The organism is Roseospira navarrensis (assembly GCF_009601025.1).
Taxonomy (GTDB): Bacteria; Pseudomonadota; Alphaproteobacteria; order Rhodospirillales; family Rhodospirillaceae; genus Rhodospira; species Rhodospira navarrensis.
The window spans coordinates 1-11,980 of sequence record NZ_WIVE01000091.1 but is presented as its reverse complement, the minus strand read 5'-3'; the positions used below and the strand labels follow the sequence as shown (position 1 = coordinate 11,980).

Annotated in this window: 16 protein-coding genes; 5 read left to right on the top strand and 11 right to left on the bottom strand. The window is 68.3% G+C overall.

Features of this window, described 5'->3' with window-relative positions:
- The 5 genes from GHC57_RS17730 to GHC57_RS17710 form a co-directional block, all read left to right on the top strand.
- Positions 1-282: biotin/lipoyl-containing protein (locus GHC57_RS17730; RefSeq protein WP_153346748.1), on the top strand; the 282-nt coding region annotated here is incomplete at its 5' end.
- Positions 283-340: 58 nt separating this feature from the next.
- Complete coding sequence (locus GHC57_RS17725; protein ID WP_153346746.1) at positions 341-1,477, top strand: sodium ion-translocating decarboxylase subunit beta; 1,137 nt, start codon at positions 341-343, stop codon at positions 1,475-1,477.
- Positions 1,478-1,929: 452 nt separating this feature from the next.
- Entirely contained in the window at positions 1,930-2,223 is a 294-nt protein-coding gene (locus GHC57_RS17720; RefSeq protein WP_153346744.1) for a hypothetical protein, read from the top strand.
- 220 nt (positions 2,224-2,443) lie between these two features.
- Positions 2,444-3,241: an alpha/beta fold hydrolase gene (locus tag GHC57_RS17715; protein ID WP_153346742.1), complete on the top strand. Its 798-nt coding sequence runs from the start codon at positions 2,444-2,446 to the stop codon at positions 3,239-3,241.
- 40 nt (positions 3,242-3,281) lie between these two features.
- Positions 3,282-3,473 carry a PLDc N-terminal domain-containing protein gene (locus GHC57_RS17710; RefSeq protein ID WP_343031206.1) on the top strand — a complete coding sequence of 64 codons (192 nt, stop codon included), beginning with the start codon at positions 3,282-3,284 and terminating at the stop codon, positions 3,471-3,473.
- A 3-nt stretch (positions 3,474-3,476) separates the two neighbouring features.
- Here GHC57_RS17710 and GHC57_RS17705 read toward each other — a convergent pair whose 3' ends face one another.
- From GHC57_RS17705 to GHC57_RS17655, 11 genes are all read right to left on the bottom strand, one after another.
- Complete coding sequence (locus GHC57_RS17705) at positions 3,477-5,171, bottom strand: Na(+)/H(+) antiporter subunit D (protein ID WP_153346738.1); 1,695 nt, start codon at positions 5,169-5,171, stop codon at positions 3,477-3,479.
- Positions 5,158-5,511, bottom strand: a complete 354-nt coding sequence (locus tag GHC57_RS17700) for a hypothetical protein (RefSeq protein WP_211369237.1) — start codon at positions 5,509-5,511, stop codon at positions 5,158-5,160. Before GHC57_RS17700 ends, GHC57_RS17705 begins: the two co-directional genes overlap by 14 nt.
- Positions 5,508-7,061, bottom strand: a complete 1,554-nt coding sequence (locus GHC57_RS17695) for a monovalent cation/H+ antiporter subunit D family protein (protein WP_246152464.1) — start codon at positions 7,059-7,061, stop codon at positions 5,508-5,510. The genes GHC57_RS17700 and GHC57_RS17695 overlap by 4 nt, the downstream gene beginning before the upstream one ends.
- The gene (locus tag GHC57_RS17690; RefSeq protein ID WP_153346737.1) at positions 7,061-8,626 is read right to left on the bottom strand and encodes a monovalent cation/H+ antiporter subunit D family protein; all 1,566 of its coding nucleotides are present in this window, start codon (positions 8,624-8,626) and stop codon (positions 7,061-7,063) included. The genes GHC57_RS17695 and GHC57_RS17690 overlap by 1 nt, the downstream gene beginning before the upstream one ends.
- A 6-nt stretch (positions 8,627-8,632) precedes the next feature.
- A complete protein-coding gene (locus GHC57_RS17685; RefSeq protein ID WP_343031205.1) occupies positions 8,633-9,010 on the bottom strand; it encodes a cation:proton antiporter subunit C in 378 nt (125 codons plus the stop codon).
- Positions 9,003-9,467: a Na(+)/H(+) antiporter subunit B gene (locus GHC57_RS17680; protein WP_153346735.1), complete on the bottom strand. Its 465-nt coding sequence runs from the start codon at positions 9,465-9,467 to the stop codon at positions 9,003-9,005. Before GHC57_RS17680 ends, GHC57_RS17685 begins: the two co-directional genes overlap by 8 nt.
- Positions 9,464-10,078: a DUF4040 domain-containing protein gene (locus tag GHC57_RS17675; protein ID WP_153346733.1), complete on the bottom strand. Its 615-nt coding sequence runs from the start codon at positions 10,076-10,078 to the stop codon at positions 9,464-9,466. The genes GHC57_RS17680 and GHC57_RS17675 overlap by 4 nt, the downstream gene beginning before the upstream one ends.
- Positions 10,079-10,081: 3 nt before the next feature.
- On the bottom strand, positions 10,082-10,486 hold the full coding sequence (gene mnhG, locus GHC57_RS17670; protein ID WP_153346731.1) for a monovalent cation/H(+) antiporter subunit G: 405 nt from the start codon (positions 10,484-10,486) through the stop codon (positions 10,082-10,084).
- Positions 10,486-10,797 carry an MrpF/PhaF family protein gene (locus GHC57_RS17665; protein ID WP_153346729.1) on the bottom strand — a complete coding sequence of 104 codons (312 nt, stop codon included), beginning with the start codon at positions 10,795-10,797 and terminating at the stop codon, positions 10,486-10,488. The genes mnhG and GHC57_RS17665 overlap by 1 nt, the downstream gene beginning before the upstream one ends.
- Entirely contained in the window at positions 10,797-11,318 is a 522-nt protein-coding gene (locus GHC57_RS17660) for a Na+/H+ antiporter subunit E (protein WP_246152461.1), read from the bottom strand. The genes GHC57_RS17665 and GHC57_RS17660 overlap by 1 nt, the downstream gene beginning before the upstream one ends.
- A gap of 70 nt (positions 11,319-11,388) precedes the next feature.
- Positions 11,389-11,628 carry a hypothetical protein gene (locus GHC57_RS17655; protein ID WP_153346725.1) on the bottom strand — a complete coding sequence of 80 codons (240 nt, stop codon included), beginning with the start codon at positions 11,626-11,628 and terminating at the stop codon, positions 11,389-11,391.
- Positions 11,629-11,980 lie beyond the last annotated feature (352 nt).

Sequence of the window (11,980 nt, the reverse complement as noted above, 5' to 3'; positions counted from 1 at the left end):
GCCGCGCCCTCCCCGGCGCCCGCCGCACCGGCCCCCGCGCCGGCCGCTCCGGCGGTCGCCCCCGCCGGCGCCAACGACATCGCCTCGCCGATGGCCGGCACCGTGGTCTCGGTGGACGTCAAGGTGGGCGACACCGTGGCCGCCGGACAACAGGTGGTCATGCTCGAAGCGATGAAGATGAACACGCCCATCCAGGCGCAGCAGGGCGGCACCGTGACGGCCGTCTCGGTCCAGGCCGGCGTGAGCGTCGCAGAGGGTCAGGTCCTGCTGTCCCTGGGGTAGCGAGGGTCCGACGACCGAAGCCGATCTCGATCCGGACCGTCACAGGGGAGCGCCGTCCATGGAAACCTTCCAGCACCTGTTCGAACTGACCGGGATCCCCGGCATCACTTGGCGCATGTGCGTCATGTGGGTCGTGGTGCTCGTCCTCATGTATCTCGCGGTCTACAAGAAGTTCGAGCCGCTCCTGCTGGTCCCGATCGCGTTCGGCGCCCTGCTCGCCAACCTGCCGACGGCCGGGCTGGTGAACCTGCCCGAAGGCGATCACCCGGGCGGGCTGTTCTACTACATTCAGCAGGGTGTCCACCTGGAGATCTTCCCGCCCCTGATCTTCATGGGCGTGGGCGCGCTGACCGACTTCGGCCCCCTGATCGCAGCGCCTCGCACGCTGTTGCTGGGCGCGGCCGCCCAGTTTGGCGTGTTCGCCACCTTCATGGGCGCGGCGATCATCGGCTTCACCAACCAGGAATCCGCCGCCATCGCCATCATCGGCGGGGCGGATGGCCCGACATCCATCTTCCTGGCGAACAAGCTGGCGCCCGATCTGCTGGCCCCCATCGCGGTGGCCGCCTACAGCTACATGGCCCTTGTGCCCATGCTGCAACCGCCGGTCATGCGCGCCCTGACGACACCGGAAGAGCGGCGCATCCGCATGCGCTCCCTGCGCAAGGTCTCGCGCCTGGAGAAGCTCATTTTCGCGCTGGTGGTGACCGTGCTGGTCATCCTGCTGGTGCCGGCCGCCTCGGCCCTGATCGGCATGCTGATGCTGGGCAACTTCCTGCGGGAATGCGGGGTCACGGAGCGCCTCAGCAAGGCGGCGCAGAACGAGGTCATCAACGCCGTGACCATCTTCCTGGGCACGAGCGTCGGCATCACCATGACCGGCGAGCGGTTCCTGCAGTTCGAGACCCTGAAGATCCTGGCGCTGGGCGTGGTCGCCTTCGGCATCGCCACCGCCGCCGGCGTGCTGATGGCCAAGGGGATGAACCTGTTCATCAAGGAGAACAAGATCAACCCGCTGATCGGCTCGGCGGGGGTTTCGGCCGTACCCATGGCGGCCCGCGTCTCGCAGGTCGAGGGCACCCGGGCGGACCCCGGCAACTTCCTGCTGATGCATGCGATGGGCCCGAACGTGGCCGGCGTCATCGGCACGGCGGTCGCCGCCGGCTACTTCATCGCCACGTTCAGCCCGGGCTGAGAAAGGCCGGACGACGGCCGATCCGAGTCGGGCCGGACGCGCCGTCAAGTCGTTTCAGCACCTACGACGTTCGCGTGGATCTGTAAAATGTGACAGGGGCGGCCGGGATGGCCGCCCCTGTTGCGTGAGCGCCACACCGGGCGCAAACCCCGACCCTCCGCCCCGGCCTCGGCCCGCCTCCTGCATCGCCTGCCCCCCCGCTCCGGCGCGCGGATCCCGTGTCCGCGCCGGTTGGAACCGGCCACCAGCCCCCCCACGTACGGTGGACGTGAGAGAGGATTCAAAGTGACACCGGCTCCCATCCTTCGGCACTGCGCGGCCCGGCAGTGAAATTTTTGACAAGCTTTTGGACTCCCCGCGAAATAAATTGACACCCGGGCAAAGAAGACCATATGAGTCATGTATGCGGTCCCCGTGAAAAAAGAGGGACCCCCTGGACGGGAGGGACCATCATGACCACTTCGCGCAATATGCTCACACTTGCCGCCACATCCTTGACGCGCGGCCGGCCGCGCCACCGGCCCCATGCCGGCCGACCCCGCCTGGATGCGCGCGGCTTCTCTCATGTCGCCCGCGGCTGGAGCGGCGAAGGGCACGGTTGGGACCAGGACCAGGAACCCGATCTGGACAGTCTGCTGTCCGACCCCCTCGTCGGTCTCGTCATGAACCGCGACGGCCTGTCGCCCGAGGACGTGGCCGGCTTCGTGCGCCATGCCCGGGAACGGCTGATGACCGCAGCCGCCTGACTCTTCTCTTGGCGGGCCGGCACGCGCCCCCCTCTTGCCCCCCAAAGCGCGCCGGCCCGCCCTCTTTATGTCCCGCCGATCCGGTCCAGCCGCGACCAATGGCGCCCCACGGCGCGCCCTTCTGGATCGCCCGGATCACACACAGCGGTTCCCGTCGGCGCCGGAACCCGTTAGGGTCTCTCCCCTGACTGACGATCCTTTGAACCGCACTCTTGTCGCAATGCCTCTTGATCTGCCCTGTTCCGTCGTCGGAGACGGCCCGCCCCTCGTCATCCTGCACGGTCTGTTCGGCTCCGGCCGGAACTGGTCCCGCATCGCCAAACATCTGGCGGGTCAGGGCTGGCGCGTGCTGACGCCCGACATGCGCAACCACGGCACCGCGCCGTGGCACGATGCGATGGACTATCCCGGCATGGCCGACGACCTGCGCAGCCTGCTGCTCAGGGACGTCGGTTCCGAGCCCGCGGTCGTGGTCGGCCACAGCATGGGCGGCAAGGCCGCCATGTGGCTGGCGCTGGAGGACCCCGCGCGGGTGCGGGCCCTGGTGCCCGTGGACGTGGCCCCGGTCTCCTATCCGCCCGGCCGCTCCATCGAGACCTGCGCGCACGCCATGGAGGCCGTGCCCCTGGATCAGGTCACCCGCCGCGCCGACGCCGACGCCAGCATGGCCGAGGCCATCCCGGACGGGTCCATGCGGGCCTTCCTGCTGCAGAACCTGGAACTGCCCGGCCCGGACGGCGGCGCCACGCGCTGGCGCATGAACCTGCGGGTGCTGCTGGACAGCCTGCCCACTCTCACGGGATGGCCGATCCCCCGAGCGGGCTCGCGCTACGACGGGCCCACGCTGGTGCTCTACGGCGGCACATCCGACTACGTGCGGACCGAGTACCAGGAGGCGTTCCCGCCGCTGTTCCCCAACGCGCGCTTCGAGGCCATTCCGGGCGCAGGCCATTGGGTCCATGTCGAGAACCCCTATGCAACCCTCGCCGCGCTCGACGGTTTCCTGGCGACGGTGTGAGCATCACACCGTCCTGCCCCACGATCACAAGGACAGACCCGTGTTTGGATTGGAATTCGGCCTTCTCGGCCTTCTGCTGCTGATTCTCGTTGTCTGGGCCGCCATGCACGTGCTGGGCAGCACCGCCGACCCGCTGCCCAAGGCGCTGTGGCTGCTGGCCCTCCTCCTGCTCCCCATCGCAGGCCTGATCGTCTGGTTCTTCCTCGGCCCGCGCGCCGCCAGGCGCGGATAGCCGTCATCGCGGCCAGACGAAGAACAGCACCAGATACACCAGCAGGAACAGCGCCACCATCACCGCCGAGGCGCTGATGGGCCAGGTGCGGCCCATGGGACCGTGCAGGCTGTGGGTCCGCTCGGTCCAGACCATGACACCCTCGATCCGGCGGCGGGCGGCGCCCAGCGCCCCCGTCCAGGCCTCGCCCAGCGTGTCCCGCAGCGCCAGCGCCACGCGCGGCAGGAAGCGCCGCCAGATCCAGTCGAAATCGAGTGTGATGGTCTCCGTCCGCTTCATCAGCGGCAGCAGCATGAAGAACGCCAGCCCCGAGAACAGCAGAAGCTGCAACTGGGTCACGATATGGGCCCCGGTGTAGGCCTCGTAGTCCACCGGGAACGGCAACAGGGCATACAGCGGCCCCGGCATCAGGCCGATGCCGATGCACAGAAACGCAAACGCGATCATGGCCAGACGCATCGCCCACGGCGGGTCCTTGGGCCGCAGCCCGCTGTCCCGCTGGAAGAACACGAACCACGGGAACTTGATGCCGGCGTGCAGGAACACGCCCGCGCTGGCGGCCTGCAGCAGCAGCCAGGCCCACAGCATGTGCTGATCCGCCGCCCCCTGGGTAATCATCGACTTGGTGACGAACCCGGACGTCCACGGAAAGGCCGAGATCGCCAGCGCCCCGATGGTGCCGCAGACCGTGGTGATCGGCATGGAGCGGAACAGCCCGCCCAGGTCGGTGCACTTGCGCAGGCCGGTCATGTAGAGCACGGAGCCCGCGCTCATCAGCAGCAGCGCCTTGTAGATGATGTGGGCGAAGGCATGGGCGGCGGCCCCGTTCAGGGCGACCTCGGTCCCGATGCCGATGCCCACCACCATGAACCCCACCTGGTTGATGATCGAATAGGCCAGGATGCGCCGCATGTTGTTCTCCAGCAGCGCATAGACGATGCCGTAGAACACCATATACAGCCCCACCCAGATCAGGATCTCGGTGCCCGGAAAGCCGCGCAGCAGCACGTACACCGCCGTCTTGGTGGTGAAGGCGGACAGGAAGACCGTGCCGCTCCAGGAGGCTTTCGGGTAGGCGTCGGGCAGCCACGCCGAGACCGGCGGCGCCCCGGCGTTGATGAGGAAGCCGATCAGGATCAGGATCGTCGCCGGCGTGTCCGCCGTCATCGCGGTGAACTCGGTGGAGCCGGTGGCGGCCACATGCCCGGCGATGCCGGCCATCAGAACCGCGCCGCCCAGCAGGTGCATGAAGGCGTAGCGCAGCCCGGCCTGCCGGGCCTCCGGCGTGCCCGGGGCCCAGACCACCAGCGTGGAGGCGACGGCCATCAGCTCCCAGAAGATGAACACGCCGATCAGATCGCCCGCGAACGAGACCCCCACCGCACCGCCCGCGTAGACCAGCGCCGCCGCCAGTTCCAGCACGTTGCGCTGGGGCAGCGCGAAGATGCAGCCGACGAACGCCATCAGGGCGAAGATGGTGCCGAACAGCCGCGACAGCGCATCCGCCTCGACCAGATCGACGCGGTAGCCCAGGTACTCCACCGACAGCGACACGCCGTCGGGAACCGTCCACACCAGCCCCAGCGCGGCCAGGGGCGCGATCAGCGAGACCGCCTGACGCGCGGCGCGCGGCAGCAGCGGCAGCAGCACGCCGGCCAGCATCAGCACCAGGGCGGGGGGCAGGCTAGTCCACGACATCGTAGAAGGTGTCCTTGCGCTTCAGGAACACGGCGAGGCCCTTGGCGACCAGCACCATCACGACACAGCCCAGGAACCCGAACCAGGCATGAAAGCCGAACCAGCCCTCGATCTCGAAATGCGGATGCAGGTGGACGAGGAGTTCGCCCAGCACCGTCAGCGCCAGCACGACGCCGAACACGCGCCATTGGGTGCGGACACCCTCCGTCGTGACGATCCACGCCCGCTTTTCGCCGGGCGGACGGGTTGGCGGCATCTCGCCGGACGGCGGCGTGCGCGCCACCTTGACCAGCCGGGGCGGCCGCGTCGGGTCCGGCAGAGGAAACAGGCGGCGCATCATGGGCGGCCCCCCACAAGCTGTTCGGCCAGGGTCAGGAAGGCATCAGGAAACAGGAACAGCACCACGCTGCCCCCGGCGGTGAAGGTCAGCGCCAGCACGATGGGCCACGGCGCCTCGCCGTGGTCGGCGTGGTGGCCGTCGCCCTCCTCCGCCCCATGGGCGCGGTCGGCCGCGTCGAGCCCGTGGGTGCCGCTGTAGCCGTGCCCGCCCGCCGGTTGGGGTCGCGCGAAGGCATGGTAGACGATGGGCAGGAAATAGGCGGCGTTGAGCACCGTCGAGGCGAAGATGACGGCGATGGCGGCCCAGGCCTGCGCCTCGTAGGCGCCCGACAGCATGAACCACTTGGAGACGAAACCCGCCGTCGGCGGCACCCCGATCATGGACAGGCTGCCGATGGCGAACGCCCCCATCGTCCAGGGCATCTTCCAGCCGATGCCGTGCAACTCGCTCACCCGCGTCTTGTGCGCGGCGGTGTAGATGGAGCCGGCGGCGAAGAACAGGGTGATCTTGCCGAAGGCGTGGGCCATGATGTGCAGGGCCGCCCCCATCACGGACAGCGGCGCCAGGATCGCCGCCGCCAGCACCACATAGCTGAGCTGGCTGATGGTCGAATAGGCCAGCCGACGCTTCAGGTTGTCCTGCTGAAGGGCCACGAGGCTCGCCGACAGGATGGTGAAGCCGGCGGCGACGGCGATCCACTCCGTGCCGCTGGTCGCGTTGAGCAGGTCCAGCCCGAAGACATAGACCACCACCTTGACCACCGTGAACACGCCCGCCTTCACCACCGCGACCGCGTGCAGCAGCGCCGACACCGGCGTGGGGGCGACCATGGCCGCCGGCAGCCAGCGATGGAAGGGCATCACGGCCGCCTTGCCGATGCCGAACACGAACAGCACGAACAGGATCAGCACCGGCCAGCCCTCGGCCTTCCCGGCCAGCAGCCCGCCCGGCACGAAATCCAGGCTGCCCGCCAGGATCCAGCATCCGATGATGGCCACCAACTGCAACCCGATCGAGGTGCCCATCAGGATGCCCAGATAGACCCGGCCGGAGCGCTTCGCCTCCTCGGTGCCCTTGTGGGTGACCAGCGGGAAGGTGCTGATCGTCATCAGCTCGTAGAACAGGAACAGCGTCAGCAGGTTGCCCGCGAAGGCGATGCCCATGGCCGACAGGATGGCGACGGCGAAACAGGCGTAAAAGCGGGTCTGGGCGTGCTCGTCGTTCCCGCGCATGTAGCCGATGGCGTAGACCGTGGTCACGATCCACAACAGGCTTGCGATCATGGCGAAGATCATGCCCAGCGGCTCGACCGAGAAGGCCAGCGGCACGCCCGGCACCACCTCCCACAGGGTCAGTTCGGGCCGCGCGCCCTCCAGCACGGGGCCGAGCAGCGAATAGACCAGCACGGTCAGCGCGCTCGCCGTGGCCAGCGTGGCGGCCTCGCGCAGGTTGGGCCAGCGGCCCAGCAGCAGCACGGCCAGGGTGCCGGCGAACGGCACCAGCAGGGTCAGCGCAATCGTGGTCGGCATGTCGAACAGCAGGGGGATCATCAGTGCGTCCCCCCCGACTCAGCCGCGCCGTGCCCGGTCAGCAGCGGATGCTCGAAGCCCGGTCCCTCGCCCGGCGTGTAGTTCAGGATGAACTCGGCCGCACTCTCGGACAGACCGATGGTGTAGGTCGTATCCAGCCCGAAATACAGGTTCGCCAGCGCCAGGATCCAGAGCGGCGCCAGCATGATCAGCGGCGCTTCCCTGACCGGCGCGGCGTCCGCCGGCGGCGACCGCATGTAGGCCACTTCCAGGATCTTCCAGACGTAGATGATCGCCAGGAACGACGACAGCACCACGGCCGCCGCCATGATCCAGTGCTGATCCTCCAGGGCGGCCTTGACCAGATACAGCTTGCTGATGAACCCGGACGTGCCCGGCACCCCGATCAGACTGAGCGCGCCGATGACGAACGCGGCGAAGGTCACGGGCATGCGGTAGCCCACGCCGTCCAGCCGCTCCAGGCGCGGCCAGCCCAGGCGCAGGATGAGCGCACCCAGCGCCATGAAGATCGTGCCCTTGATCATCGCGTGGTTGACCATGTGGACGAGGCCCGCCGTCATCCCGGTCACCGACACCATGCTGATGCCGAGCATCATGTAGCCGATCTGCGCGACCGACGAATAGGCGAACAGCCGCTTCAGATTGGGCTGGAAGATCGCCACGGCCGAGCCCGACAGCATGGCCAGAATGGCGAGGAACGAGACCACCTGGGTTTCGTGCACCGCCGCAGGCAGCGTCTGGAAGGCGTCGATGGGGCCGAGGACGGTGAAGAAGATCCGCACCATCACGTAGACCGCCACCTTGGTCGCCGTGGCGGCCACGAAGGCGGTCACCACGGACGGCGCATAGGTGTAGGCGGCCGGCAACCACTTGTGCAGCGGGAACAGCGCCAGCTTCAGCGACAGGCCCACGGCCAGGAAGGCGATGGCCACCGACACGGTGCGGGTGTCCGCCACCTCCGGGATCAGCCGCGCCAGATCCTCCATGTTGAGGGTGCCCGTCATCATGTACAGCAGGCCGATGCCGATGACGTAGAACGTCGCCCCCAGCGACCCCAGGATGAGATAGCGGTAGGCCGCCGTCTGCGCCCGGGGATCGCGCCCCAGGGCCACCAGGGCATAGGTGGACAGCGACGAAATCTCCAGGAAGACGAACAGGTTGAACACGTCGCCCGTGGCCACCATGCCCAAAAGCCCGGTCAGGCACAGCAGGTACAGCACATAGAACTGGGGGATCAGACCGCGCGGGATCTCGGCCTCGACACTGGGTCCGGCGTACAGCAGCACCAGCAGGCCGATGCCCGAGACCAGGCACAGAATGAGCGTATCCAGGGGGTCGATGACGTACTCGATGCCCCAGGGCGCCGCCCAGCCGCCCATTTCGTAGCTGAAGGCGCCGACCTCGCCCACCGTCATGGTCAGGCTGACGGCGATCGCGAACACCGCGCCGCCCACCGCCAGCGCGAACAGCCAGGCCAGCCGGGGATGACGCAGGAACAGGCAGAGGGGTGCGGCGAACAGCGGCAGGACCACCTGAAGCGCGGGCAGGTTCTGGATCAGGGACATGGCCGGTCAGTGCTCCCCGTCCATGCGGTCCTCGATCGCCAGGATCTCGTCTTCCTCCAGGGTGCCGTGGGACTCCCGGATGCGGACCGCCAGCGCGAGACCCAGCGCCGTGGTCGCGATGCCCACCACAATGGCGGTCAGGATCAGCACACTCGGCAGCGGATTGGTGTACAGCGTCGCCTCGCCGGAGGGGTCCACGATGGGCGCGGTGCCGCCCCGGACATATCCCATGGTGATGTAGAGCAGAAACACGGAGGTCTGGAAGATGTTGAGACCGATGATCTTTTTCGCGAGGTTGCCGCGCGCGATCACGGTGTAGAAGCCGGCCATCATCAGGACGATGACGATCCAGTAGTTGTAGAGGCCCAGAATCGTCTCAATCACGGGGCGCGTCCCCCGACTCCGGGTCCGGCGCGGTCGTCTCGACGCGCCCGCGCTCGACGAACGCCAGGAAGATGGACACCATCACCGCCCAGACGGTGAGACCCACGCCCAACTCGACCAGCAGGATGCCCAGATGCTGGCCGTCGTGGGGATCGGCCGCCAGCACGTTGTAGTTCAGGTACTCGCCGCCCAGCGCCATGGTCACGAGGCCGACGCCGGCGTACAGCAGCACGCCCGCCGCGCACAGCGGCGTCGTCACCCAGGACGGCGCCACGGCGCGGGCCCGGTCGGGCCCGAAGATCAGCGCGAACAGGATGAAGGCCACGGCGAAGATCACGCCGGCCTGGAACCCGCCGCCGGGGCCGTAATCGCCGTGAAACTGCACATACAGACCGAACAGCATGATGGGCGGCATCAGCAGCTTGGTGGAGGTCCTCAGGACCGAATGCATCCTCATGGGTCGGTCTCCGTGTGCGCGGGTCTGCCCTCCCCGTCCGCCGACACGCGGCCCGCGTCGGGATCAAGCGGCGCAACCCGCCGTCGCCGCCGCCAGACCCCGGACAGCAGCACCATGACCGCCACGCCGGCCGTGAAGATCACCGTGGTCTCGCCCAGCGTGTCGTAGCCGCGATAGCTGGCCAGCACGCTGGTCACCATGTTGGGCGGGCCGACCTCCACCGGACTGTCCTCGATGTAGCGCGGCGCGACATGGTGGTGGATCGGCGCGTTCGGATCGCCGAAATGGGGCATGTCCAGGGTGCCGTAGATCAGCGCCGCGCCCGTCACCAGGACCACCGCCAACGGCGTGAGGTCCCGACGGCGGCGGGGTCGCTCCTCGCGGAAGGTCAGGGCCAGGGTGCCCAGCATCAGCACGGTGGAGATTCCCGCGCCGACCGCCGCTTCGGTGAAGGCCACATCCACGGCATCCAGCACCACGAACATGGAGGCCGAGAGCAGGCTGAAGATGCCGGAGAGCATCACGACGGCATACAGGTTGCGCAGGCGGATCATGACGATGGCCGTCACGGCCATGAACGCCATCAGCACGATATCGATGGCCTGTTCCATGGCTCAGGTCCCCTCGCCCGATGTCTTGCGCAGCGCGTCCGGGGCAAGGGCCTCGTCCTCCTCGACCGTGGAGTCGAGGCCCGCTTCCGTGGGCGTCCCGTCCCGGGTCCAGGGCGTCAGGCCATCACGCAGGGCCGCCTGGGCGAGCGCGTGCGTCACCACCGGACTCGTGAACAGCAGGAACACAAGGATCAGGATCAGCTTGATCCCGACCAGATCGGCGCCGATCCCGGCTTGCACCAGCAGACCCAGAATGATGAGCCCGGCCCCCAGGGTATCGGCAAGGCTGGCCGCATGCATGCGGGTGAAGACGTCGGGAAACCGCACCACGCCGAGGCCGGACAGCACGGAGAAGACTCCGCCGGCGACGATGAGGACCCAGCTCAGGCCGATCAGGATCGCGTCCATCAGGCGTCGCCCTCCCGGCCGGACGGAGCCCCGCGCCCACCGCCGCCATCGGGCGGACCGGCCAGACTGCTGTACTTCACGAACTTCATGACAGCGATGGTGCCGGCGAAGTTGATGAGCACGTACAGCAGGGCGATGTCCTCGAACTCGGGACGATCCGTCAGGAACCCGAGCAGCACCAGCAGCACCACCGTCATGGTGCCGAACAGGTTCACCGCCACGATGCGGTCGTAGACCGAGGGCCCGCGCACCGCCCGAACCAGCGCTAGGGCCATGGTGACCAGCACGAACAGGCTGCCGACGGTGAACATCAGGTGCCCTCCCCGCCGGTCCGGCCGTCCCCCGCGAGCGGGCGTTCCACCCGGGCGCAGCGCCGGTTCATCTCGCCGCCGCGCAGGTCGTCGATGCCCGCGCCCTCCAGGGCATGGACCAGGATATGACCGCCCGCGAGCTGCACCGAGATGGTGCCCGGAGTCAGGGTGATGGAATTGGCGAAGATCACCTTGCCCAGGTCGCTTTTCTGGCTGGCCGGCACCCAGGCCATGCGCGGCCCGATGCGGCGCGGGTCCAGGATGCAGCGGGCCACGGCCAGATTGGCGAGCACGATCTGCCACAGCAGCCACGGCCAGTAGGCGAGCGCGTTCAGCGTCACGCTGACCGGCACGCCCTCATGGTCCAGCCCTTCCATCCGCCACGCGATGAACACGGTCAGCGCCGCCGCCGCCAGTCCCAGCCCGAGCAGCAGCGGATCCGCCCAGTGGCCGGACAACAGCAGCCACAGGGCGTACAGCGAAACGAACAGGCTGAGCGCGTGCTTGACGGCGGGGTTCAAGGGCCTCTCCCGCGGCGGCATGACGGACGGGAAAAAGCAAGGCCGGCCCAGGCGAGCCGGCCCCGTGGCATCAGGCGCCCTGGCGCGACACGGCGTCCAGGCTGGCGTCCTTCGCGCCCATGGCCTGGAGCGCCCGCACCACCTTGGCGCAGCGCACCCAGGTGGACTTCTGGCCGGCCAGAATCCGCTGCACGGCCTTTTCCGACAGGCCGGCGAAGCGCGCGATCGCCTTCGCATCCGTGCCGGCGCCGTTGGCCAGGTCCGCCCCGCCGGACAGCACGAACTGCCCCCGTTCCTTGATCGCGGTCATGATCTCTCGTCCTGCTTCCGAGGTTGTGTTTCCACGTGTCGGGACCGGCAATTCGGCCCGAGGCGGCGGACCATAGACCGGATCGTGCGCCGACGGAAGCCCTCGCGCAACGACGGGCAGGGCAACAGGTTCAGGTTGACGGGATCGTTCCCGCAGGTCTTTGCGAGAGGTCGGAGACCCGCGCGCGAGGTCCTTCGCGCCCCACAGGCGCTCAGGATTGTCTGTTTGATTTGTGGCATTGTGGAGATGCCGGGTTGCGGGGCCCCGGGTGGCCACCCGGGGCCCCGCACCGGATCGTGTGATCGTCTCAGGATGGGGTCTTTGCCCGTTGTCATCGTGATCCGCGATCCGG

Excerpts from the sequence above, each read along its gene's own strand:
- GHC57_RS17725 (WP_153346746.1), top strand. The coding sequence starts at position 341 with ATGGAAACCTTCCAGCACCTGTTCGAACTGACCGGGATCCCCGGCATC.
- GHC57_RS17720 (WP_153346744.1), top strand. The coding sequence starts at position 1,930 with ATGACCACTTCGCGCAATATGCTCACACTTGCCGCCACATCCTTGACG.
- GHC57_RS17715 (WP_153346742.1), top strand. The coding sequence starts at position 2,444 with ATGCCTCTTGATCTGCCCTGTTCCGTCGTCGGAGACGGCCCGCCCCTC.
- GHC57_RS17705 (WP_153346738.1), bottom strand. The coding sequence starts at position 5,171 with ATGTCGTGGACTAGCCTGCCCCCCGCCCTGGTGCTGATGCTGGCCGGC.
- GHC57_RS17700 (WP_211369237.1), bottom strand. The coding sequence starts at position 5,511 with ATGATGCGCCGCCTGTTTCCTCTGCCGGACCCGACGCGGCCGCCCCGG.
- GHC57_RS17695 (WP_246152464.1), bottom strand. The coding sequence starts at position 7,061 with ATGATCCCCCTGCTGTTCGACATGCCGACCACGATTGCGCTGACCCTG.
- GHC57_RS17690 (WP_153346737.1), bottom strand. The coding sequence starts at position 8,626 with ATGTCCCTGATCCAGAACCTGCCCGCGCTTCAGGTGGTCCTGCCGCTG.
- GHC57_RS17680 (WP_153346735.1), bottom strand. The coding sequence starts at position 9,467 with ATGAGGATGCATTCGGTCCTGAGGACCTCCACCAAGCTGCTGATGCCG.
- GHC57_RS17675 (WP_153346733.1), bottom strand. The coding sequence starts at position 10,078 with ATGGAACAGGCCATCGATATCGTGCTGATGGCGTTCATGGCCGTGACG.
- mnhG (WP_153346731.1), bottom strand. The coding sequence starts at position 10,486 with ATGGACGCGATCCTGATCGGCCTGAGCTGGGTCCTCATCGTCGCCGGC.
- GHC57_RS17665 (WP_153346729.1), bottom strand. The coding sequence starts at position 10,797 with ATGTTCACCGTCGGCAGCCTGTTCGTGCTGGTCACCATGGCCCTAGCG.
- GHC57_RS17655 (WP_153346725.1), bottom strand. The coding sequence starts at position 11,628 with ATGACCGCGATCAAGGAACGGGGGCAGTTCGTGCTGTCCGGCGGGGCG.